Below are 21595 nucleotides of genomic sequence, written 5' to 3'. Positions count from 1 at the left end.
TCGGGGCTTGGGACCGTATGGGTGAGCGATATTACCTACCTGCCCAGTAGCGGGGGATGGTTATACCTTACCACGGTGATGGATTTGGGAGACCGACAAATTATAGGTTGGAATCTTAGCCGAACCCTTTCGGCCAAAGCCACCTCTGTTGCAGCCTTGACACAGGCGCTGGCAAGACGCCGACCGACGGATTCGCTGTTGTTCCACTCCGATCGTGGTATCCAGTATGCTTGTGGGGAGTTTACCAGGCTGCTGGCAACAAACCGGATGACCCAAAGCATGAGCCGGAAAGGTAACTGCTGGGATAACGCTCCGGCCGAAAGTTTCTTTAAAACACTCAAAGCTGAGTTGCAGATGGATCGCCCCTTTAGCAGCTATGGCGAAGCACGAACAACTATCTTCACATTTATTGACCTTTGGTACAACAGAAAACGGCTCCATTCGGCCCTGAATTATCAGACACCGATCCAAGCCGCCCGACAACTAACACATAACAAAGCCGCATGATCTACCTTAACCCACTGTCTACTTTTTTGTTGCAATTCCACCATAATTTTCTCGATTAAAACTATGGCATTCATTTTTTGAGCGACCAAAAAACGAATCAAAAAAGTCACCAGCTTTAGAATTGTGAAACCAACTATAGTCTGTAGGATACGTGCATTTTAATGGTCCATATAAGCATTTGTCAGGTAATACATTGGGAACCGGTGAAAAATGCACGTTCGTATCCTTTGACCTTCGTACACAATTCGTAATGCTGGATTGGTTTTAAATCGTGAAGTATGTTTCCCGTGATTCGCCTCTAACCCCTGGTAAGATTAAAAACCTTTGAAGTTGGCATGGGAAAATCCCCTCTTGAGAGGGGTGGCCCCGAATCCTCGGGGTCGGGGTGTGTTTGTAAGTTCTTGTAAGTGAGTAGTATTCATGAGCAACGTTTTGACCCACCCCAACCCCTCCCTGCAAGCAAGGAGGGGCTAAGATTTGTATTTATTTTACGGTTATAACCCGTACTTAAGAATTGTGAGCGAAGGACTAATATTAAGATCAGTGTAAGTAGGTTGCACACTAAAAACCTATTCCATCCGTTGCATGGTACTTATATTGTAATTACATTATTGTATAACATTATTAATCCATAGTGATATGAAAACAAAACTTATTCGTATTGGGAATTCACAGGGAGTTCGTATACCTAAGCCCATCATTGAAGAAATCGGGCTATCTGAAGAAATAGAAATGATTCTCAAAGACAATAAGATCATCCTGCGTTCTGCCGAGCAAAGCCGTAAAGGCTGGGATAATGCTTTTGAGAAAATGGCCGAAGAAAATGATGACCAATTGATTGACAAAGAAGGTGTTGAAGCGCCAAGCCAGTGGGATAAAACTGAGTGGACATGGTAAAAAGTGAATCTGTTCAGCGTTTCGACGTCTACTTAATTTCTCTTGATCCAACACAAGGCTCGGAAATCAAGAAAACACGTCCTTGCCTGGTTATTTCGCCTGATGAAATGAATCGGCATATTCGAACGGTCATTATTGCTCCGATGACCTCAACAGTTAAAAATTATCCATCAAGGGTTACTACAACGTTTCAAAAAAAGCGGGGCCAAATTGTTTTAGATCAAATTCGTACAGTAGACAAACAACGTCTAATAAAAAAATTGGGAACTATTAGTTCTTCTGCCCAAGATAAGACGCTAAATGTACTTCAAGAAATGTTTTCACTATAACATGCATATTACGGCTATAGCCGGATGACCATTGATTTGGGGATGGAGTAATTAGGTGATGAGGTGACTAAGTAATTAAGTTGCAGATTGACGGAAGATGGATGACCAACGACGGTTGTTTGTGGACGGTGTATGATGTTGGAAGTTTGATGCTCGATGTTGGATTGAACTTGTGAGGTTGGCACTGTGAAGTCCCCCCTTTGCGTGCCCCGAGTAATTAGGTGACTAAGTTTTTGAGCGACAAAGTAACAAAGCAGGACTGCTTATTTATAAAGATGTCATTTCGACCGGAGGCTGTGGGTTTTCAAGCCGGAGCGGAGAAATCTTTGTTTTTAATTCGTGATGGAGGACGGTTTACAGTCCCACAAAGTTATAAGTGAGTTGTACTCATGAGCAACGTTTTGACCCACCCCGCCTCGTCCCTCGGCACCCCTCCCTGCAAGCAAGGAGGGGCCAAGATTTGTATCTACTTCACGGTTTAAAGTAGGCATAAGAATTGTGAGCGAAGGCTTGACAGGGTGTGAAAGAGTATTTCGCACCGGTAATTCTTTAGGAAATAAGCACAACAGTAAAAGGATCATCGAAATACTCACACCAAAGGGCCGAAGCCGGATTCACAATTCTAAGTCCGTCCTGTGGAATGCTACAAAGTAGCCCTCCGATTAATCGGAGGATTCCACGGAGGATCTTGATCTTTTGGTTCGTTTTGGATCAAGCCCCCCGAATGCTCGGGGCGCGGCAAAATGAATATCATAATCCTTTGCTCATTCAAAAAAGTAAGTCCCTCTTTGGTCACAAAAAATAGGCAAGAACATTATATCCAAAGCGCTGAAAATCAGGTAATGTGAGTATTATTGAAATGAGGATAAGCGAGCAAATTGTTAAATAGACAAGTTTAATAGATATTCATATACTAAAATAAACGAACAGGAAAAGTTGTTACTATTAAAAAAGGTAGGTTGAAATGTCAGTAGTGAAAGAAAAGATGAAAAAAGTTATTGAATCCTTTCCAGAGGATGCTACCTATGAAGAGATTATGCGGGAACTTGTTTTTGAAGAAATGATTAATCGTGGGTTAGAAGATCTGAGAGAAGATAAAACAATTTCTAATGAAGATATGGGAAAAAGAATTCGGACATGGAAATAACATGGACGAATGAAGCTGAAACATGGCTGAAAGAAATCTTTGATTTTATCTCAAAAGACAATGAGAAGATAGCTCCGGAAGTTATCGCTGGTATTTATGAGCGGGCTCAAATATTGGAAGAACATCCCAGGATAGGATATAAATATCGTGATGAACCGGAAGGCGAAATTCGTATTCTTTTATATGGTCATTATCGTATTGCCTATTTATTGGGAGAACAAAACATTATAATTTTGGGAGTATTTCACGGTGCATTGGATATTGATCGATATATTTCTGTGCAGTCATGATGTTAACTTAGTAGATTTATTTTCAGACAAAACATTCTGACCCTCACCGTTCAACCGCATATGCATTCCCTCACAACCCTAATGCCGGGTTTCTGAAGGCACGAATGATCCCCTCCTTACAGAAAGGAGAGGCGTAGGGGTGGTTGGATAAAGCATTTACTCAGTTATGAATTATTTCCTGGTATAAGAAACAGTCCGTTAATGCCCGCAATCCCAATCCGTCGGGAGAGGGCTAATTTATTGACCCCCAAGATCGGCTAAAGCCAGTTATTTTACTCATCCCTCTACTGGATGCGATATACTCCGTAGTGGCAAATTCCTACCTGCCGACCACAAAATTCTCAGCCGGCGATGTTTTTGGGTTCCGTTTTTGCATCGTTCCAAAAATGAAACAGGCCCTTTGTGGATCTTTTGTTGACAAAAATGACGGATACCATAGTTTATAATAAAGCGAAACACACCCCGACCCCGAGTATCGGGGCCACCCCTCTCCAGAGGGGAATATTCATGCTCAATTTTTATTTAGTAAGTCAGAAATATCTTTACGAAGTGAGGGTAGGATATCATGTATAGTGTTCCAAACGGCATCTAAATCCACACCCATATAATTATGGATTAATTTGTCTCGCATGCCGGCCATGTTTTTCCAGGGGATATGTTTATTCTCATCTCTAAGGTCAGAAGAAATATTCTTAGTGGCTTCACCAATGATCTCAAAATTACGTACTACCGCATCTTGAATCATATTATTTTCTTTGAACTCTTTTTGACTAATCCCTTCTGTATAATCCAAGATACGGTCAATAGCATCAAGGATATTCGATAAATATACCTTATTGTGTTTCATTAAGAATATATTTTATCTCTTTATCGATATATGGCTTTAAATGTTTGTTAACAGATTGTTCCGTAACAAGGTCAACCTCAATATCTAAAAGTTTACTTAACTCTTCTTCAATCTCAATAAGTTCAAAAAGGTTGAGCGGTTGTTTTACATTGATGAGCAAATCGAGATCGCTTTGCTCATTAGCATCTGAACGGGCTTGTGAACCGAACACACCAATTTTGATGGGCTTGTAAGGCTCCAATGTTTTTAGAATGGTATGTGATTGTTCTTCAGTAATCATAAATAGAAGCTAATAAATTTGTAGGAAAAGTTCTTTGGTGAATAAAAAAGATACGAAAATTATCAAATTGGCAGGACTAGACCCTAAAGCCAGCTGTTTGCCCCTCTATTCCGTATGATGTACTTCGTATAGGAGGCAAATTCTTTCCCTATAAATATAGAGGACTTAAAACCGGACATAAGAATTGTGGGCGAAGGACAAGGGGATTTTTTCCGCCTTTTGTCTTGATACAAAAGGCTTGTAAAAAATCAAGGCGAAGAATTCTGATACAGCTCCAACCTTTGGGTAAGAGCAATTCAATGGTCCTTTAACTATCGTGCCAGTTATAACATAAGGCCGGTATGAATTGCTCACCTCACCCGGCAGGTCTCCACTTCAGAATTCTTATGCCCAGATATCCCTCCAAAGGAATGTGAACTTTACGGTTTTGTTCAACCGGGGGTTTGGGGAAATCGCGGGAAGGATGTAATAATTTTGAACTATTCAGAGCAATATGTGAGCTAACGGATTTATCCAGAACAAAATCAACGATTCCCCCGGTGAGCTTTTTTTTACTTTTTTGCTCATTCAAAAAAGTAAGCCTCTATTGGCTCACAAAAAAAGATAAATCCATTGCTGGTTTCTTTTACGTTTTTTGAACGACCAAAAAACGTAGTAAAAGTCGCCGCCTAAGAATTCTGTACCCACTTTGGTCTTCGGCTGGGATAATTCTAATGGTCCTTCCAATTAGTAGGTTACTTCAAAGTGAGATACCGGTTTAGAATTATCCTTGGCAGCCTCGACCACCGAACAGAATTCGTTATGCCGGAAGGTTGAAACTTGTATTCACTTTACTGTTTAAAAACCCGGGGGTCTGGGGGAATTGCGGGAAAGCAAAACAAAAAAGCACTGAGCGATGAAGAGCAATAAATTAATTGTCGATTATAAAAAGAGCTTAATCTACAATTCCCACAGCACTTTTTTCGTCTGTTTTTTGGTGACAAAAAATAGACTCCCATACCTTTGATTACAAAAAAATAAATGCCATGACAACATCAATAAAAAAAGACACTTAAATAATTTAATTAAAAATGGGAACCGGGATTTAATAGATGGATAAGATTAAGAGGATTAGTCATCCAATTGGCAGCACAAATTCCTTATTTTGAAGAAAGGGACAGGTCCTGGTTTGTGAAACATGGTGAAACCGTATTAGTAGATGGTTATATCACAGGATAAGAGGTTACTGTGGATCATCTAATACCTCGATTAAAACCTCATTATTAAATTTTCTTAAAGTCTATTATTTCATTACTTTTAGCATTCTTAAAATCAAGCAGATCTTGAGTAAAGGGCACACCCATTTTTCATTTATCTATTTTTAATTTTTAATTAGAGAAACGCTGAGTATTGAGGTTGAGAACTGAGATTCAGGTTGAGAGGAGGCGCAATGGCGAAACCACCTGTTGAAAGTTACAAGTTGAAGGTTAGAGGTTAGTTTCTTAGCATCAGCTCCAACTTTCAACCTTTAACGTTCAACCTTCAACAAATAAATAAACTTATGGCGACCGTTGAGCGTTTTGAAGATTTAGAGATTTGGAAGCTGGCCAGAGAGTTGGTTAATATGATTTATGAGGTTACCTCTGATAACAAGTTTGCCAAAGATTATGGACTTAAAGATCAGATAAGACGTTCCTCAGTCTCAATTATGAATAACATAGCTGAAGGTTTTGAAAGCAGAACAGTGAAACGATTTATCAATTACCTCGGACAAGCAAAAGCATCATGCGGAGAAACACGATCCGTTTGTTATGTAGCCCTGGATTGTAATTATATTGATCAGGAAAAGTTCAAAAAATTATATACCTTAAGCACGAAAATATCCGGAAAGATTAAACGTTTTATAGATTACCTTGAGAACTATGATTCGAATGACCGGATTAAGGAAGCGATGGTTGAATATAAATCTTGTTAAAGAGGTAAAACCCCTGTTACAGGTTACATGTTGAACGTTGCAGGTTAACCTTCAACTTTTAACCTTCAACCTTCAACAAGTATACAATCGAATCACGTTTTACTTATCAGAAATTAGAATACAAATTACTAATATAGAACAAAGCTGAGCAACGAAAATCCACATAGCGACCATCACGACCCCAAACCCCAGAAAGGGCACCAGCCACACACCCCTCCCCCTCAAGGTTATTACGGCGCCCCTCCCGAATACGGCTACCAGCCCATAGAAGAAGACGAAATCGACCTTATCGAGCTGGCGCAGACCTTCTGGGACGCCCGCGAAAAAATTGTAAAAATTACCGGGGCTTTTTTAGTATTGGGACTACTCATCGCCCTATTCAGCCCCAAAGAATATTCTACCGAAGCCACGCTTATGCCCGAAACACAATCAGCCCAAAGCGGGGCAAGCGGGTTGCTGCAGCAGTACGGGGGTATGTTGGGTATCAGTGGCAGTCAATTGAGTGGTGGACAAGAAGGTTCTATACCCCCGCAGCTCTACCCGAATATTGTACAAAGTTTGCCCTACCAGGTGGAGCTAATGAATACTGAAGTCTATTTCTCGGAGTACGATACCACGGCTACGGTACATGACTTTTTTAGCGGGATTCATTCCCCCTCAGTTTTGGGATATGCGAGGCAGTTTACCATTGGTTTGCCCGGACAGATTATCGGGCTTTTTAAGGCAGAAGAACAGGATGTATCCCCCCTGCCTAAAAAGGTGGATCGTGATTCGGTATTGAAGTTGAACAGAGAGCAGATGGAAACGGTAAAAATACTGAGGGAACGACTATCCATATCGGTGGACCAGGAAACCGGTATTTTAACGTTGACGTCAGAATTTCCCGACCCACAGGCGGCGGCAGAAATCGGACGGGTTGGTATTAACCTCCTTAAAGAGAGTGTAAAGGAATACCGGACGCAGAAAGCACGCCAAAATTTGGAGTTTGTCCGAGAACAGGTTGAGGAGGTTCGGAAACGATTTGAGGAAGCCCAACAACAGTTGGCAGAATTTCGAGACAGCAACCTGAACCTGGCGACGGCCAAGGCACAGAGCCGCGAGCAGGAACTGCAGTCACGGTACGACTTGACGTTTAATCTCTACAACTCCCTTTCCCAGCGAGAGGAACAGGCGAAACTGGATTTGCAAGAAGAAACCCCGGTGCTTTCGGTATTGCAACCGGTGAGCGTACCGTTGGAGGATAATACTTCGGGACTGTTGATTCTAATTGTCTCCGGAATGCTGGGAGGTATCATCAGCCTGGGTTGGGTGCTGGTTAGTAGTTGGTGGAAGCAAGAGAAGGTTAGATTTAAGTAAGAAGTGTTCAAATTTTATGCAAAAGAGATTAATCGGTAGTGTGTCATTCTGAACTTGTTTCAGAATCTCCTTTTTAAAAATTAAAGCTTCGAGATGATAACTAAAGATTCTAAAATTTATATTGCCGGACATCGGGGTATGGTGGGTTCGGCCGTAAAGCGTAAGCTGAAAAATGAGGGATATGAAAACCTTGTCTATAGAACGAGCTCTGATCTTGATCTTCGTAATCAGCAAGCGGTACAGGGTTTCTTTGACCAAGAAAAGCCAGACATAGTCATAGATGCCGCAGCCCGGGTAGGTGGAATCATGGCCAATAAGGAGTATCCGTGGCAGTTCCTCTATGAAAATCTGGAAATACAAAATAATATTATATCCTCTACCCATGAGCAAGAGGTTGATAAACTGATATTTCTGGGCAGTTCCTGTATCTACCCCAAGCATGCGGAGCAACCGATGAGTGAAGATTCGTTGCTTACCGGTTCGCTGGAACCGACGAACCAGTGGTATGCCATTGCTAAGATTGCGGGGGTAAAAATGGTAGATGCCCTGCGAAGGCAATACGATCACGATTACGTGTCGCTGATGCCGACTAACTTATATGGTCCAAACGACAATTTTGACTTGGAAACCTCACACGTTCTGCCGGCAATGATCCGTAAATTTCATGAGGCTAAGGAAAATGGGCATGCGCCTGTACCTTTATGGGGTACTGGTTCTCCCAGACGCGAATTCCTGCATGTAAATGATGTGGCTGATGCGGTGTTCTTTACCCTCAATAATGAAATGGAATACGATCTGTATAATGTAGGTACCGGGAAAGATATTTCCATAAAGGGATTAGCACTTTTAGTCCAGGAGATAGTAGGACATGAAGGAGACATAAACTGGGATACCTCAAAACCGGACGGTACGCCCCGAAAGCTGATGGACGTCAGTCGTATGACTGAGGCGGGGTGGACGTATAATATTGAGATGGAAGATGGTATACGAGCTACGTATGAATGGTTTTTAGAGAATTTGGATGAGATTAAGGAAGTAGATATTGAATCTTAAGTGTCCCCCTTACGGTGCTTTCAGACTGAAAAGCAGTAGGTGCAGTCGAAGGGGGCAATGGGGGATGACTCCTCCGAAATTTGTTCTTTTAAAGATTTGTAGTGTCACTTTTGTCTTGATACAAAAGTGACGAAAAGATCAAGACTTAGAATTTTGAATTCGGCTTCGGCCATCAGATACATGCATTTTAATGAACCTTATTCTAATGGAAATAGCTAAAAGTTGATCATCGGTATAAAATGCATAAACGTATCTTTTAGCCTCTGCTCAAAATTCTTATGTCCAATTTAAATCGTAAAATAGGTAAGAACTGTTAATCAAAATTATTGAATGTGACAAAATAAAAACGGAGAAATTTCTGTTTGACGAGCATAGAATAGTTGAGTTGTTGAGGTGTTTAACCGTTGAAATGTTGAGGATATGGGAAAGTTTAGTTTTGAGAAATTGGATGTGTGGCAGAAGTCAAAAGATTTTACGGTGAAGATTTATCAAATCACCTCTGAATTCCCACCAACAGAAAAGTTTGGTCTTGTCACTCAGCTGAGAAGAGCTTCGATTTCTGTGAGTTCAAATTTGGCAGAAGGTTCTTCGAGAACTTCAAACAAGGACCAGGCTCGGTTTTATATAATGGCGTATAGTTCAGCAGTCGAGATATTAAATCAATTAATAATAAGTAAGGATCTGGATTTTCTGTCTGAAGAAGTATATAAAGAACTAAGAAGTGAAATAGAACATGTGACTTCGATGATCAATAGGCTGCATAAGGCAACGGACAATTATTGAGTTGTTGAACTGGTTAAACTTTGAAAAACCTAAACAACTCAACACTTCAACGATTCAACATTATGACAGAAGAATCCAATAAAATTCAAGCAATAAGTAATTAACTACCAAATAAAACACAACGTGAGTGCATCAAAACAAAAAACAGCATTAATAACAGGAGTAACTGGACAGGATGGTTCATATCTTGCAGAACTACTACTTGACAAAGGATATGAAGTCCATGGGATTAAAAGACGTGCAAGTTTGATCAAAACAGATCGAGTGGATCACTTATATCACGACCCGCACTACGAAGGGCTACCGTTTTATTTGCACTACGGGGATATGACCGATTCTTCCAATCTTACCCGGATTATCCAGGAAACCCAGCCTGATGAAGTATATAATCTGGCCGCCCAAAGCCACGTGGGAGTATCCTTTGAATCCCCGGAATACACCACCGATGTTGATGGGATGGGGGTGCTTCGAATGCTGGAAGCTATTCGAATTTTAGGCATGGAAAACAAAACCAAATTTTATCAGGCATCAACCTCCGAACTGTATGGTAAGGTACAGGAAATGCCGCAAAATGAGGATACCCCCTTTTACCCGCGATCGCCTTATGCAGCAGCCAAGTTGTATGCTTATTGGATATGTAGAAACTACCGTGAAGCATACGATATGTTTGCAGTAAACGGAATCCTATTTAACCACGAATCACCACGGAGGGGAGAAACCTTTGTAACCCGAAAGATTACCCGTGCTGCGGTACGTATTGCTACAGGACAACAGAAGAAATTATTTTTAGGAAACCTTGATGCCAAACGCGACTGGGGGCATGCCAAAGACTACGTACGTGGTATGTGGCTCATGTTGCAGCAGGAAGAACCTGAAGACTTTGTTTTAGCGACTGGTAAGACCACAAAAGTTAGAGAGTTTTGCGAAATGGCGTTTAGTCATCTTGGCATCGAACTCGAATGGAAAGGAGAGGGGGTTAACGAAAAAGGTATTATTGACTCCATTGATGAAGAACAATTTAAAGACTCCACATCTCAACCATTCAACGACTTAATATTAAATTCCGGTGAAACAATAATCGAAGTTGATCCCCAGTATTTTCGTCCTACAGAAGTGGAGATACTTCTGGGAGATGCTTCAAAAGCTAAACAACAATTAGAATGGGAGTTTGAATATTCTATTGATGATTTGGTTAAGGAAATGGTGGAAAAAGACTTAGAAAAAATTATAAATAAGGAGAAAATACAGTGAAAACGATTCTGGTAACGGGAGGGGCAGGCTTTATTGGATCTGCTCTCATTCGATATTTAATTACTGAAACTGCTAATACCGTTGTTAATATAGATAAGCTTACCTATGCTGGACACTTAGAAAATCTGCAGGAGATTGATCATTCTCCTCGATATCATTTTGACGAGACAGATATTTGTGATACAGATGTAATGAAAAATGTCTTTCAAAAGTATAAGCCCGATGCCGTAATGCATTTGGCAGCGGAATCACATGTTGACCGTTCTATTGACGGTTCGGCGGAGTTTATTCGAACGAATATTGTGGGTACTCACAATCTGCTTGAAATTGCCAAAGAGTATTTCGAAGGGTTAACTGAGCAGAAAAAGGAGCAGTTTCGTTTTCTGCATGTTTCTACTGATGAGGTCTACGGAGAACTTGGAGAAGATGGTTTCTTTAAAGAAACAACCCCGTATGATCCCCGATCTCCTTATTCAGCCAGTAAGGCCTCATCCGATCACTTAGTCCGGGCTTGGTATCATACGTACGATTTTCCTGTTTTAATAACTAATTGTTCGAATAACTACGGACCGTATCAATTCCCGGAAAAGTTAATCCCGGTAGTAATTTTAAAAGCTCTGCAAGGAGAAGATATCCCAGTTTATGGAACGGGAGAAAATGTTCGCGATTGGCTCTATGTGGATGATCATGCACGGGCTTTATGTAAAGTATTGCAAGAAGGAGTAGTCGGAGAAACCTATAATATTGGCGGGCACAATGAGAAAAAGAATATTGAAGTTGTAAAAACAATCTGTGCTATCCTGGGTGAGTTACAGCCCAAAAATGATGGGAGATATGAAGAACAAATTTCTTTTGTTACGGATCGTCCGGGCCATGATTTTCGGTACGCTATTGATGCTTCCAAAATTAAAAACGAACTTAGTTGGAAGCCTAAAGAGACCTTTGAAAGTGGCATTAAGAAAACCATTCAGTGGTATTTAGATAATATTGATTGGTGTGAAACGGTGACAAGCAACAACTATGATTTGGAAAGGTTAGGCACAACTTAAATAGTCAAAGGTCTGAATGTCGAAAGTCGACTTTAGACCTGCGACCTTTGACTTTATGACTATTATTAGATGAGCACCCAATATCGAAGTACTTTTCAAACTAAATTAAAAACTAAAATAATATGAAAGGCATTATCCTCGCAGGAGGCTCGGGTACAAGGTTATACCCCGTAACAAAAGCTATTTCCAAACAGCTGTCACCGGTATATGATAAGCCGATGATCTACTACCCTTTGTCGGTATTAATGCTGGCAGGGATCCGGGAAATATTGATAATTACAACTCCCGATGATCAAGATAATTTTAAAAATTTATTAGGTGACGGTTCTGACTGGGGCATTGAATTGACCTATGCGGTGCAACCTGAACCAAAAGGCTTGGCCCAGGCTTTTACGATCGGTGAAGATTTTATTGGCGATGAGGATGTATGTCTTATCTTAGGGGATAATATCTTTTTTGGGCAAGGCTTTCGAAAAAAACTTGAAAAGACCGTTGAAAATTTTTCAGGTTCCACTGTGTTTGGCTATCAGGTAAGTGACCCTGAACGATTTGGAGTAGTAGAAATTGATGATAACAAGAAAGCAGTAAGTATCGAAGAAAAACCGGATCAGCCCAAGAGCAATATTGCGGTAACCGGACTCTATTTTTATGACAATCGGGTAGTTGATATAGCCAAAAACGTAAAGCCATCAGATCGCGGCGAATTGGAAATCACCTCAGTAAACCAGCAATACTTGGAATGGGGTGAACTAAATGTACAAGTGCTGGGACGTGGATATGCATGGTTGGATACCGGTACGCATGATGCGATGCTTGAAGCATCACAGTTTGTTGAAATTGTTGAAAGGAGACAAGGACTTAAGATTGCTTGTCTCGAAGAAGTAGCTTGGCGCAAAGGCTGGATGACTGAAGATGAGCTCCTGCAAAAGGCGGGTGAACTTAAAAAAAGCGGCTACGGCGAATATCTTAGAAAATTGGTTTCACAATATTAATGTATTGTCCGTATTTAGTTTTTATTGCCCAAAAATTTTTGTTCTTGTGTAATTTCTGTTCTTTTACATACTGTGATAGTTTTACCTTAACCGATAGATAATCTGGATGGCATCACTTACCGATAAAACCTTATCCGGATTTGTTTGGGCTTTTAGTGAGCGCTTTGGTGTACAAGCCATGCAGATGATAATATTTGTCGTGTTGGCACGTATCCTCACGCCTGAAGCATTCGGTCTGATGGGGATGCTGGCTGTTTTTATTGCTGTAAGTCAAAGCCTGACCGACAGTGGGTTTGGACAAGCGCTTATCCAGAAAAAGGAAGCCGATGAAGTTGATTTTTCTTCGGTCTTCTACATAAACCTTATTGTCAGTGTTGTTATTTATGGAATATTGTACGTAACAGCACCGTTAATTGCTTCATTTTATGGAGAGCTTATTCTCATTGAACTCATCCGGGTGCTGGGATTGAAGTTCATTATTGCTGCTTTTGCAATGGTCCAGATTGCCAAGCTGACAAAAGAGGTTCAATTTAAAAAGCTAATGATCGCCAAGCTGCCATCAACTTTATTGGGTGGGGCTACAGGAATTGGCGCAGCTTATATGGACTTTGGTGTTTGGAGTCTTGTTATACAGCAATTGACAGATCAAACGGCTTATTCTATTCAGGTTTGGATACAATCAAAATGGAAGCCGATTTGGGTCTTTAATTGGCAACGTGTGAAGGAGCTTTTCGATTTTGGCGGAAAGATGATGGCTTCCGGTATATTGAATACTATTTACAAAAACATTTATGAGGTAGTTATCGGGCGCTATTTCTCCACTGCACAGGTTGGATTTTATACGCAGGCAAATAAAATTAAACAGTTGCCTGTCCAAAATATATCTCAAGCTCTAAGTCGGGTAACTTTCCCGGTACTTTCGGAAATACAGGATGATGATAAACGCTTGAAGAGGGCTTACAAAAAAATTATTAGGCAGGTAGTATTTATAATTGCACCGGTAATGATTGGAGCCATCGTTATAGCGGAACCCCTGTTTCGTTTTGTTCTTACCGATAAGTGGTTGCCTGCAGTTCCTTATTTTCAATGGTTATGCGTGTCAGGGTTCTTTTACCCATTAAATGCGTATAATCTTAATATCCTAAAAGTAAAGGGAAGAGGTGACCTTTTTTTAAAACTGGAAATTATTAAAAAGGTGATTGGAGTGATTGGGATAGTAATTGCTGTACAGTATTCAGTATTGGCTTTGGTTATTTTAAGGGCTGTTACAGCAACGATTGCTTATGGAATAAACAGTTTTTACAGTGGATTATTTATTAATTATGGGGTTTTTGAGCAAATAAAGGATATTAGCAAGATTGTCTTAATTGCTATTTTGGGAGGCTTATTACTTTTTGTATTGAACAACTGGTTGCCTTCTATAGATTTATTAGTAATTTTAGCTGATTTAGTTATTGGTACAGTGTTATATGTTTGTTTGATAAAATTATTTGACCGAGAAGTGTATCAGAATACAAGAAATTTAGTAGCCAAATTGTTTTAAGACTATTTTAAAAATGTCCAAAAATCGAAAAGAAATACCGGTAACAAAACCCTTTTTGCCTCCCAGGGAGGAGTATGAGGCATTGATAAATGAGGTTTGGGAACGCAACTGGCTGACGAATAACGGTCCGTTGGTACAGCGTTTGGAAGAGGAGCTTAAAGAATATTTGGGAGTACCCCATCTGAACTATGTTTCCAATGGTACTATCGCTTTGCAGATTGCTATTAAAGTAATGGAGTTAAAAGGTGAAATTATTACAACTCCCTTTTCCTATGTGGCTACCACCAGCAGTATCGTGTGGGAAGGGTGCAAACCGGTATTTGTAGATATTGACCCGGACACCCTTAATATCGATCCTGATTTGATAGAGGAGGCTATTACCGATGAAACGACCGGGATATTGGCTACCCATGTATTTGGTAATCCCTGTGATATTGATGCCATACAGGAAATAGCTGACCGATATAATTTGAAGGTTATCTATGATGCAGCCCATTGCTTTGGGACGGAATATAAAGGAGAATCAGTTTATAGCTATGGAGATATAAGCACGGCCAGTTTTCATGCAACCAAGCTCTTTCATACGACGGAAGGGGGAGCTATTATTACCAACGATGCGGAGATTAATCATAAGGTGCAGCGCATGCGAAACTTTGGGCATGCCGGACCGGGTAACTTTGAAGGAGTGGGTATTAATGGGAAGAATTCGGAATTCCATGCGGCAATGGGAATCGTTAATTTGCGATACATAGAAAAAGTTATAGAACGACGAAAGGAACAGTGGTTGTATTATCAAAACCTATTGAGTGGTTTAAAAATAGAAGGGTTAACGGTTAGTTCTAACGTAGATTTTAACTATTCATACTACCCTGCCATATTTGAAAGCGAGAAAGTGGCTATTAATGTAAAAGACACATTAGAAGAATCTGGGATAGCTCCCCGCAGGTATTTTTACCCCAGTCTCTCCGAGCTTGGGTACGTAGATAGCAGAAAAGTGGAAGTGTCAAAAGATATATCCCAGCGGATTTTATGTTTGCCGTTATACCATGATTTGACGGAAGAGCAACAGCAAAATATTGCAACTACGATTAAAAAGACGTTCCAGTTTGTATGAAGAAGATATTAATGCTTGGGGCAAGCCATTTTCAGGTGCCGGCTATAAAATATGCGAAAGAGGCTGGATATTATGTTATAACGGCTGATTACAAGCCGGATAACCCCGGACATGAGTTTTCAGATGAGTATCATAATGTAAGTACAATAAAAAAAGATGAGATTTTAAAACTTTCATCAGCCCTTAATATCGATGGAATATTATCTTATGCCTCTGATCCCGGGGCGCCAACGGCAGCATATGTGTCTGAAAAGTTAGGGTTGCCTGGTAATCCGTATCGTTCTGTTTTAACCCTACAGCGAAAGGATTTGTTTAGAGAGTTTCTAAGAAAACATGATTTCAATGTTCCTCAATCAGATTCTTTTAAAGAAAGGGATAAAGCAAAACGGTATGCTGATTATCTATTAGATAAATTCAAACATATCATTGTTAAGCCGGTAGATTCGTCAGGTTCAAAGGGGGTAAGCAAGTTGGCAACCATTGATGAATTTGATGTTCTTTTTGCAAAAGCCAAAGAATTTTCACTTTCTGATGAGGTCGTAGTAGAGCAGTTTATTGAGAAGAGGTCCTATCAAATGGATGGAGATGGTTTTGTTTGGGATGGTCATTTAGCCTTTAGTTGTTTTGGTACTCAGCATAATGATTTTGAGTGCCATCCCCACGTACCGGTAGGTATTAGCTTCCCTTATGTTGGGGATAAAGTAATTCAGGAAAGAGCCAGAAAACAGATTGATCGCATTATGTCCCTGCTTGATATGAAGGTTGGTGGTTTGAATATCGAATTTATTTTAGATCAGAATGACAAAATTTATATTATTGAAATTGGCCCGAGAAGCGGTGGGAATTTGATTCCGGAAGTTATTAGGTATGCCACTGACATAGATCTTATAAAATATGCTGTAGAAGGAGCCTTGGGTAAAGATTGTTCTGATTTGAACCAGGTGGATACAAAGGGATTTTATTCTTCTTATATTTTACATGCTCGTAAAACTGGAACTGTAGAAAATATAGTTATCAGTGATGAGATAGTTCCAAATATTGTCGAACAGAATATTATGGTAGACAAAGGAGATGCTGTACAGAAGTTTGATGGATCACACGATACGTTAGGTACATTTATTTTACGGTTTGAAGTACATGGTGAAATGGTGGAATATCTTGATAATATGAATAATTACATAAGTGTGAATGTTGAGGCATGTTGAATTTGGAAAAAGTTGCTATTTTTGGTGTTCCTCGGTCAGGTACCTCATGGTTGGGACAGATCTATAACAGTTCACCTAATGTAGCCTATCGGTATCAGCCTATATTTGCTTATTCGTTTGATGGGTTTCTTTCGGAAGATAGTTCGTCCAAAGATATTCAGGAGTTTTATGAGGAGTTACTTTCGACTGATGATAGCTTTGTCTGCCAAACAAAAAACATTAGCGGAAATACAACCCCGGATTTTGAGAAGGAAAAAATTACGCATTTGGTATGGAAGGAAGTGCGTTACTTAAATATTATTGAAAATCTTATTCAACAATCGTCCACAAAAGTTATCGGTATCATACGCCACCCTTGTGGTGTATTGAAATCATGGATGAAGGCCCCCAAAGAATTTAATGAAGAATGGGATATTGAAGAGCAATGGCAATATGCCGACAAAAAAAATAAGAGAATACATGAGTTTTACGGGTTTGAGCAATGGATACACGCAACCGAAATGTTCCGAAAACTGGAAACCCAGTATCCGGACCAATTTAAACCGGTTGTGTATGAAACCCTTTTAGAAGATCCTGCTTCAATTATAGAGGAACTATTTAATTTTTCGGGATTAAGATATACGGATCAAACAAAATCTTTTTTAATAGAAAGCACCCGAACGGCCTCTGATGATCCATATGATGTCTATCGAAAAGAGAAATCTGGCCAAGAATGGAGAAATGAGTTACCCCCATCTATAATTAATGAGGTTTTACATGATGAGCGTTTTGTCAAGCTGTCAGAATACTTTGAGTTGGAGATCTCGAAATCATAGTTATGAAGATGAACTTTACGGAGTTTAAAAATAAGTTCCAAAAAGTATCGGTTGAACATTACTCCAATAATGTGCCGAAAGAACCAATTATTTCGGTCAGTGTGCATACCTACCAACATGCTAATTATATTGAGGATTGTTTAAAAGGCATTTTAATGCAAGAGACTGAATTCTCTTTTGAAATTCTGTTGGGAGAAGATGCGTCAACAGATGGTACAAGAGAGATCTGTATCGAATATGCTAAAAAGTATCCCGAAAAAATCAGACTTTTTTTACACAAAAGGGCAAACAATATTCAAATTCAGAATCGTCCTTCCGGTCGTTTTAATTTCTTATATAACTTACACAATGCCCGGGGTAAATATATAGCAATTTGTGAGGGTGATGATTACTGGACGGATCCGTTAAAACTGCAAAAGCAAGTAGAGTTTATGGAGAGGCATAACGAATATTCTTTGTGTTTCCATAATTCAAAAGTTATGTATGAGAATGGGAATAAAAGTCCCCACTTGTTTCGAAAGCTTGAAAACAGAAAATATAATATCGAAGAGCTGATAAAAGGACCCTGGTTTGTCCCCACCCAGAGTATATTATTTCGGTCACGCTTTTTGGAAATACCCCGATGGATCAATTATTTATTTGGTGGAGACTATGCTTTGCAGTTGATCTTAGCTGATAAAGGACCATTCTATTGTTTAAATGATACCATGAGCGTTTATAGAAAAAATAATACGGGCATAAGCAGTGGCGGAGATGCGCGGATGTTTGCCCAGTATCTAATAAATGTTTTAACGTATTTCGACTATTATTCTGAATTCCGGTATCATAAAAAAATTGAAAAGAGAAAAAAAGAAATAATTCATGAACTGGAATGGAAAAAAATACGCCAAGACCACCCTATAAAGAGAGCTTTAAATATAAACTTTTATCTTATCGCTTTTAGTAATTTTATTGAAAAGTATATCAAATAGCATCTTTTTGAATTTCCTCCCAAACAACTTTCTCTGAACACATTTTTTTATGGTTATAGATAAGAGAAAAATACTATATATAGCTTTATTTAGCTTATTATTTGTTTATATCTATAACCCCGTATTCAGAGGGTTTAGGTTGGTTTTTATGGTGTATGTTATTGGTATTATTTATTCTGCTTTAAATTTAGGGGCCATCTCAAAATTAGTAAACAAAAGCTTAAAGTTATCCTTTCTGTTATTTGTTACGGCAGTATTAATAATGTATAGTTTATCCTATGATGTTTTGCTTGGGTCTGCATATAGAAGCAATAGTTTTTGGCGGGTGTGGGCTTATTTGTTATTTGATGTGTGCTTTGTGGCCTTACCGTTATTCGTTTTTCTAAACAAGAATAGAGTGAGTAAGGATTTTTTATACAATGCTTTTATAAATTTAGCTGTTTTACAATCGATTTTTGCTTTGGTAATGTTTGTTTTACCTGGCCTAAAAGAGTTAATCTTTCTCGATATACTTGATTACCAGGGTGAAAAGGTTGTCGATGAAGCTCTTTTTGGACTTAGGGGGTTCGGCATAGGTAGTGGGTTTCTATTTAGCCTCCCTTTGTTCCAGTCTTTAAGCATTATTCTTATAGTAGATAAAGCAATAAAGTCTACATTCAAACCCAAATACCTATTGTATGTCTTTTTAATAACTGTCAGCATTCTGATCAATGCAAGAATTGGCCTTGTTGTTTTTCCTATAATGTTTATAGCATACTACATCACCTTTTCACAAAATGTAAGGAAGCTGGTAAGCATTAGTTTCTTAATAATAATAGGGGGAATCTTATTTGTTTCTTATTATACACAAATAAGAGAATCGCTGATTGGTATTAACTCTACTTTCAGGTGGGTAATTACCGGCTTCGAACTTGCTTTAGGTATCTCTGGAACAACGGGCCAAAGCGTGCTGGATATACTGATTGGAGAACACTGGCATTTCCCAAATAAACTTTCCCAGTTGGTTTTTGGTACAGGAGAATATGTCTTTGCCGGAGCGAGTAAATTATACGGTCAATCTGATATAGGATATATACAGTATATTTATTTTGGGGGCATTTTCATACTATTATTTGCTATGTCCTTTTTTATGCTTTTGGTAAAGTTTATAAATAAAACAAAGTTTTTCTCCATTTCTATAATCTTACTTTTACTTATTGCCCATTTCAAAGGGAATATTTTTGCTTCAAATGATTTTACAAGAGCATTAATTTTATTGTCGGTTTGTTCTTTTTTAGGTAATAAATTCCTTATACAAAAAACCTCATCTGCCAGCAGTAATAATATGACTAAGTGTAATAAAATGAATTACGATAATATTTAATTCTGCATAACTCTAATGCAGCTTAAAATATCCATATCCAATTTAGAATAAAGTGTATGAATGATTTTAATAAAACAATAGCTGTTTTAATGACATGTCATAATAGGCGAAAAAAAACAATGGCTTGTCTTGATAGTTTATTTGCCCAGAGTGACCTCCCCAATGTTGAATTAACAGTTTATCTGGTAGATGATGGAAGTAATGATGGGACAGCTGAGGCAGTAAAAGAAAACTATCCTGATGTAAATATTTTAAAGGGAGATGGGTCACTATATTGGACTGGTGGCATGCATAAGTCTATGGCTGCTGCAATGGACCAGGGATTTGATTTATATTTATGGTTAAATGATGATACGATTTTATATCCCGATGCTCTTCAGAATTTAATAGCAGTATATAGAGATCATGAACAAAAAAATAACACTGGTATAGTTGTAGGAAGTTTATGCGATCCAGATACGGGGGAATGGACATATGGAGCATCGATTAAAACATCCTACTGGCATCCGTTGAAGTTTGAACCAATTGAGCCTGGAGAAAACGTTAAAGAAGCTGATAATTTCTGGGGAAATGTGGTGTTGGTGCCTCAGGAAATTGTTGATAGAATAGGCAATTTGGATAATAACTTTGACCATGGTGGTGCCGATCATGATTATGCGCTACGTACTAAAAAAGCAGGTTATAAGATATGGGTAGCCCCGGGTTATGTAGGAGAATGTCCCCGAAACCCTATAGAAGGTACTTGGAAAGATAGAAGTCTACCCTTTATTCAAAGATTGCGGAAATTACTTTCCATAAAAAACCAGTCATTAAGTCATCGATTTTATTTTCTTAGAAAGCATGGTGGATTTTTATTTCCCATTATTTTTTTTACTCCATATGTTGGTTTAGTTTATGACCATTTTATTAAACCCTTCATAGGAAATAGGAAAAAAGAGATTAAGAATAATTTATAATTGATAAAGGTGATACAATGAAACCTAATCTCTTTATAATAGGAGCCCCTAAATGTGGTACCACCTCATTAGCCAGTTATCTGGCTGAGCATGAAAATATTTTTATGAGTCCGTTGAAGGAACCATATTATTTTAGTAAAAATATTAAGATGAAAGAGCAGATTAGTGACTTGGGGGAGTATGAAAATCTTTTTAAAGATGTAAGTAAACAACATAAGATAATTGGTGAGGCCTCAACGCATTATCTATTTTCAAAAACAGCAGTGCCAGATATATTAAGATATAATGAATCTGCCAGGTTCATAGTAATGCTTAGACATCCCATTGATCTCTTTCAATCGCTATATAAAGAAAGGTTGCGTTCATTGAGGGAAGAAAAGGAGATGGAAGAGGCTTGGAGGCGTCAGCAGGAAAGAAAGGAAGGGATTGGTATTCCCAAACATTGTGAAGACGCACAACTTTTAGCCTATGGAGAGTGGTGCAAAATCGGAAGCCAAATCGAACAATTATACAGCCAAGTTGATCCTTCGCAAGTTCATATTATAACATTGGGAGAAATGAAAAAGAATACTCTCAGGGTATATAAACAAGTGTTGGATTTCTTAGAGCTCCCCTATGATGGTAAAATGACTTTTAAAGTTTATAACAAGCGTAAAGGAGTTAGGTCAACATCATTACAATATATAATCAAAAAGTTTTCTCAACTGAAGCATAGGTTAGGCATTCATAAAAGCTTAGGTATTCATAAATTAAACCTTAAAAGAGAAGGAAGTGGTAAGGAATTAACGGGAGATTTTCGAAAAGAATTAAAAAATTATTTTAGAGATGATTTGAAACTGCTAAAAATACTGACTGGTATTAACTATTTGGAAATTGATGATACGGATTAGTAT

General features: G+C 38.8%; 22 protein-coding genes. 20 read left to right on the top strand and 2 right to left on the bottom strand.

The annotated features are described in order from the left end of the window. The 5 genes from CK503_RS13595 to CK503_RS13575 all read left to right on the top strand — a co-directional run. A partial coding sequence (locus CK503_RS13595; RefSeq protein WP_141239941.1) for an IS3 family transposase occupies positions 1-507 on the top strand: 507 nt, incomplete at its 5' end. A 639-nt stretch (positions 508-1146) separates the two neighbouring features. Next, positions 1147-1404 carry an AbrB/MazE/SpoVT family DNA-binding domain-containing protein gene (locus tag CK503_RS13590; RefSeq protein ID WP_095607372.1) on the top strand — a complete coding sequence of 86 codons (258 nt, stop codon included), beginning with the start codon at positions 1147-1149 and terminating at the stop codon, positions 1402-1404. Beyond that, entirely contained in the window at positions 1398-1733 is a 336-nt protein-coding gene (locus tag CK503_RS13585) for a type II toxin-antitoxin system PemK/MazF family toxin (RefSeq protein ID WP_095607371.1), read from the top strand. Before CK503_RS13590 ends, CK503_RS13585 begins: the two co-directional genes overlap by 7 nt. A gap of 964 nt (positions 1734-2697) precedes the next feature. Further along, positions 2698-2880 carry a hypothetical protein gene (locus CK503_RS13580; protein WP_095607370.1) on the top strand — a complete coding sequence of 61 codons (183 nt, stop codon included), beginning with the start codon at positions 2698-2700 and terminating at the stop codon, positions 2878-2880. Then, positions 2871-3170, top strand: coding sequence for a type II toxin-antitoxin system RelE/ParE family toxin (locus CK503_RS13575; protein WP_095607369.1), 300 nt, complete (start codon positions 2871-2873; stop codon positions 3168-3170). Before CK503_RS13580 ends, CK503_RS13575 begins: the two co-directional genes overlap by 10 nt. Before the next feature lie 511 nt (positions 3171-3681). Here CK503_RS13575 and CK503_RS13570 read toward each other — a convergent pair. Next, the gene (locus CK503_RS13570; protein WP_095607368.1) at positions 3682-4017 is read right to left on the bottom strand and encodes a HepT-like ribonuclease domain-containing protein; all 336 of its coding nucleotides are present in this window, start codon (positions 4015-4017) and stop codon (positions 3682-3684) included. Then, positions 4004-4297 carry a nucleotidyltransferase family protein gene (locus tag CK503_RS13565; protein WP_095607367.1) on the bottom strand — a complete coding sequence of 98 codons (294 nt, stop codon included), beginning with the start codon at positions 4295-4297 and terminating at the stop codon, positions 4004-4006. The genes CK503_RS13570 and CK503_RS13565 overlap by 14 nt, the downstream gene beginning before the upstream one ends. A 1540-nt stretch (positions 4298-5837) precedes the next feature. On the opposite strand from CK503_RS13565, the gene CK503_RS13555 reads away from it, so the two are divergent. The 15 genes from CK503_RS13555 to CK503_RS13485 all read left to right on the top strand — a co-directional run bounded on the left by CK503_RS13555 (position 5838) and on the right by CK503_RS13485 (position 21592). Next, positions 5838-6251: a four helix bundle protein gene (locus CK503_RS13555; protein WP_095607365.1), complete on the top strand. Its 414-nt coding sequence runs from the start codon at positions 5838-5840 to the stop codon at positions 6249-6251. A 144-nt stretch (positions 6252-6395) separates the two neighbouring features. Then, positions 6396-7607, top strand: a complete 1212-nt coding sequence (locus CK503_RS13550) for a Wzz/FepE/Etk N-terminal domain-containing protein (protein WP_095607364.1) — start codon at positions 6396-6398, stop codon at positions 7605-7607. Between the two features lie 93 nt (positions 7608-7700). Next, positions 7701-8660, top strand: coding sequence for a GDP-L-fucose synthase family protein (locus CK503_RS13545; RefSeq protein ID WP_095607363.1), 960 nt, complete (start codon positions 7701-7703; stop codon positions 8658-8660). Between the two features lie 420 nt (positions 8661-9080). Further along, positions 9081-9443 carry a four helix bundle protein gene (locus CK503_RS13540; protein WP_095607362.1) on the top strand — a complete coding sequence of 121 codons (363 nt, stop codon included), beginning with the start codon at positions 9081-9083 and terminating at the stop codon, positions 9441-9443. A 123-nt stretch (positions 9444-9566) separates the two neighbouring features. Next, positions 9567-10694: a GDP-mannose 4,6-dehydratase gene (gene gmd, locus CK503_RS13535; protein ID WP_095607361.1), complete on the top strand. Its 1128-nt coding sequence runs from the start codon at positions 9567-9569 to the stop codon at positions 10692-10694. Beyond that, positions 10691-11743 carry a dTDP-glucose 4,6-dehydratase gene (rfbB, locus tag CK503_RS13530; protein WP_095607360.1) on the top strand — a complete coding sequence of 351 codons (1053 nt, stop codon included), beginning with the start codon at positions 10691-10693 and terminating at the stop codon, positions 11741-11743. The genes gmd and rfbB overlap by 4 nt, the downstream gene beginning before the upstream one ends. A gap of 122 nt (positions 11744-11865) precedes the next feature. Continuing rightward, positions 11866-12735, top strand: a complete 870-nt coding sequence (gene rfbA, locus CK503_RS13525) for a glucose-1-phosphate thymidylyltransferase RfbA (protein WP_095607359.1) — start codon at positions 11866-11868, stop codon at positions 12733-12735. A gap of 106 nt (positions 12736-12841) precedes the next feature. After that, positions 12842-14278, top strand: coding sequence for a lipopolysaccharide biosynthesis protein (locus CK503_RS13520; protein ID WP_095607358.1), 1437 nt, complete (start codon positions 12842-12844; stop codon positions 14276-14278). Positions 14279-14291: 13 nt separating this feature from the next. Next, entirely contained in the window at positions 14292-15392 is a 1101-nt protein-coding gene (locus tag CK503_RS13515) for a DegT/DnrJ/EryC1/StrS family aminotransferase (RefSeq protein ID WP_095607357.1), read from the top strand. Then, positions 15389-16597, top strand: coding sequence for an ATP-grasp domain-containing protein (locus CK503_RS13510; RefSeq protein WP_095607356.1), 1209 nt, complete (start codon positions 15389-15391; stop codon positions 16595-16597). The genes CK503_RS13515 and CK503_RS13510 overlap by 4 nt, the downstream gene beginning before the upstream one ends. Then, complete coding sequence (locus CK503_RS13505; protein ID WP_095607355.1) at positions 16591-17412, top strand: sulfotransferase domain-containing protein; 822 nt, start codon at positions 16591-16593, stop codon at positions 17410-17412. The genes CK503_RS13510 and CK503_RS13505 overlap by 7 nt, the downstream gene beginning before the upstream one ends. Before the next feature lie 2 nt (positions 17413-17414). After that, complete coding sequence (locus CK503_RS13500; RefSeq protein ID WP_095607354.1) at positions 17415-18383, top strand: glycosyltransferase family 2 protein; 969 nt, start codon at positions 17415-17417, stop codon at positions 18381-18383. A 49-nt stretch (positions 18384-18432) separates the two neighbouring features. Further along, positions 18433-19746: a hypothetical protein gene (locus CK503_RS13495; protein ID WP_095607353.1), complete on the top strand. Its 1314-nt coding sequence runs from the start codon at positions 18433-18435 to the stop codon at positions 19744-19746. A 56-nt stretch (positions 19747-19802) separates the two neighbouring features. Further along, positions 19803-20702: a glycosyltransferase family 2 protein gene (locus CK503_RS13490; RefSeq protein ID WP_095607352.1), complete on the top strand. Its 900-nt coding sequence runs from the start codon at positions 19803-19805 to the stop codon at positions 20700-20702. 17 nt (positions 20703-20719) lie between these two features. Continuing rightward, a complete protein-coding gene (locus CK503_RS13485; RefSeq protein ID WP_095607351.1) occupies positions 20720-21592 on the top strand; it encodes a sulfotransferase family protein in 873 nt (290 codons plus the stop codon). Positions 21593-21595 lie beyond the last annotated feature (3 nt).

It is taken from the genome of Fodinibius salipaludis (assembly GCF_002287075.1).
Taxonomy (GTDB): domain Bacteria; phylum Bacteroidota; class Rhodothermia; order Balneolales; family Balneolaceae; genus Fodinibius; species Fodinibius salipaludis.
Note: the sequence above shows the minus strand (reverse complement) of the source record. Positions and strands in the feature narration are given on the sequence as shown.

Bases quoted from the DNA above. Each gene is read 5' to 3' on its own strand.
- CK503_RS13505 (WP_095607355.1), top strand. From the start codon at position 16,591: ATGTTGAATTTGGAAAAAGTTGCTATTTTTGGTGTTCCTCGGTCAGGT.
- CK503_RS13565 (WP_095607367.1), bottom strand. From the start codon at position 4,297: ATGATTACTGAAGAACAATCACATACCATTCTAAAAACATTGGAGCCT.
- CK503_RS13545 (WP_095607363.1), top strand. From the start codon at position 7,701: ATGATAACTAAAGATTCTAAAATTTATATTGCCGGACATCGGGGTATG.
- CK503_RS13495 (WP_095607353.1), top strand. From the start codon at position 18,433: ATGGTTATAGATAAGAGAAAAATACTATATATAGCTTTATTTAGCTTA.
- CK503_RS13575 (WP_095607369.1), top strand. From the start codon at position 2,871: ATGGAAATAACATGGACGAATGAAGCTGAAACATGGCTGAAAGAAATC.
- CK503_RS13590 (WP_095607372.1), top strand. From the start codon at position 1,147: ATGAAAACAAAACTTATTCGTATTGGGAATTCACAGGGAGTTCGTATA.
- CK503_RS13520 (WP_095607358.1), top strand. From the start codon at position 12,842: ATGGCATCACTTACCGATAAAACCTTATCCGGATTTGTTTGGGCTTTT.
- CK503_RS13515 (WP_095607357.1), top strand. From the start codon at position 14,292: ATGTCCAAAAATCGAAAAGAAATACCGGTAACAAAACCCTTTTTGCCT.
- CK503_RS13580 (WP_095607370.1), top strand. From the start codon at position 2,698: ATGTCAGTAGTGAAAGAAAAGATGAAAAAAGTTATTGAATCCTTTCCA.
- CK503_RS13485 (WP_095607351.1), top strand. From the start codon at position 20,720: ATGAAACCTAATCTCTTTATAATAGGAGCCCCTAAATGTGGTACCACC.
- CK503_RS13570 (WP_095607368.1), bottom strand. From the start codon at position 4,017: ATGAAACACAATAAGGTATATTTATCGAATATCCTTGATGCTATTGAC.
- CK503_RS13490 (WP_095607352.1), top strand. From the start codon at position 19,803: ATGAATGATTTTAATAAAACAATAGCTGTTTTAATGACATGTCATAAT.
- rfbA (WP_095607359.1), top strand. From the start codon at position 11,866: ATGAAAGGCATTATCCTCGCAGGAGGCTCGGGTACAAGGTTATACCCC.
- CK503_RS13555 (WP_095607365.1), top strand. From the start codon at position 5,838: ATGGCGACCGTTGAGCGTTTTGAAGATTTAGAGATTTGGAAGCTGGCC.
- CK503_RS13500 (WP_095607354.1), top strand. From the start codon at position 17,415: ATGAAGATGAACTTTACGGAGTTTAAAAATAAGTTCCAAAAAGTATCG.
- CK503_RS13540 (WP_095607362.1), top strand. From the start codon at position 9,081: ATGGGAAAGTTTAGTTTTGAGAAATTGGATGTGTGGCAGAAGTCAAAA.
- CK503_RS13510 (WP_095607356.1), top strand. From the start codon at position 15,389: ATGAAGAAGATATTAATGCTTGGGGCAAGCCATTTTCAGGTGCCGGCT.
- CK503_RS13585 (WP_095607371.1), top strand. From the start codon at position 1,398: ATGGTAAAAAGTGAATCTGTTCAGCGTTTCGACGTCTACTTAATTTCT.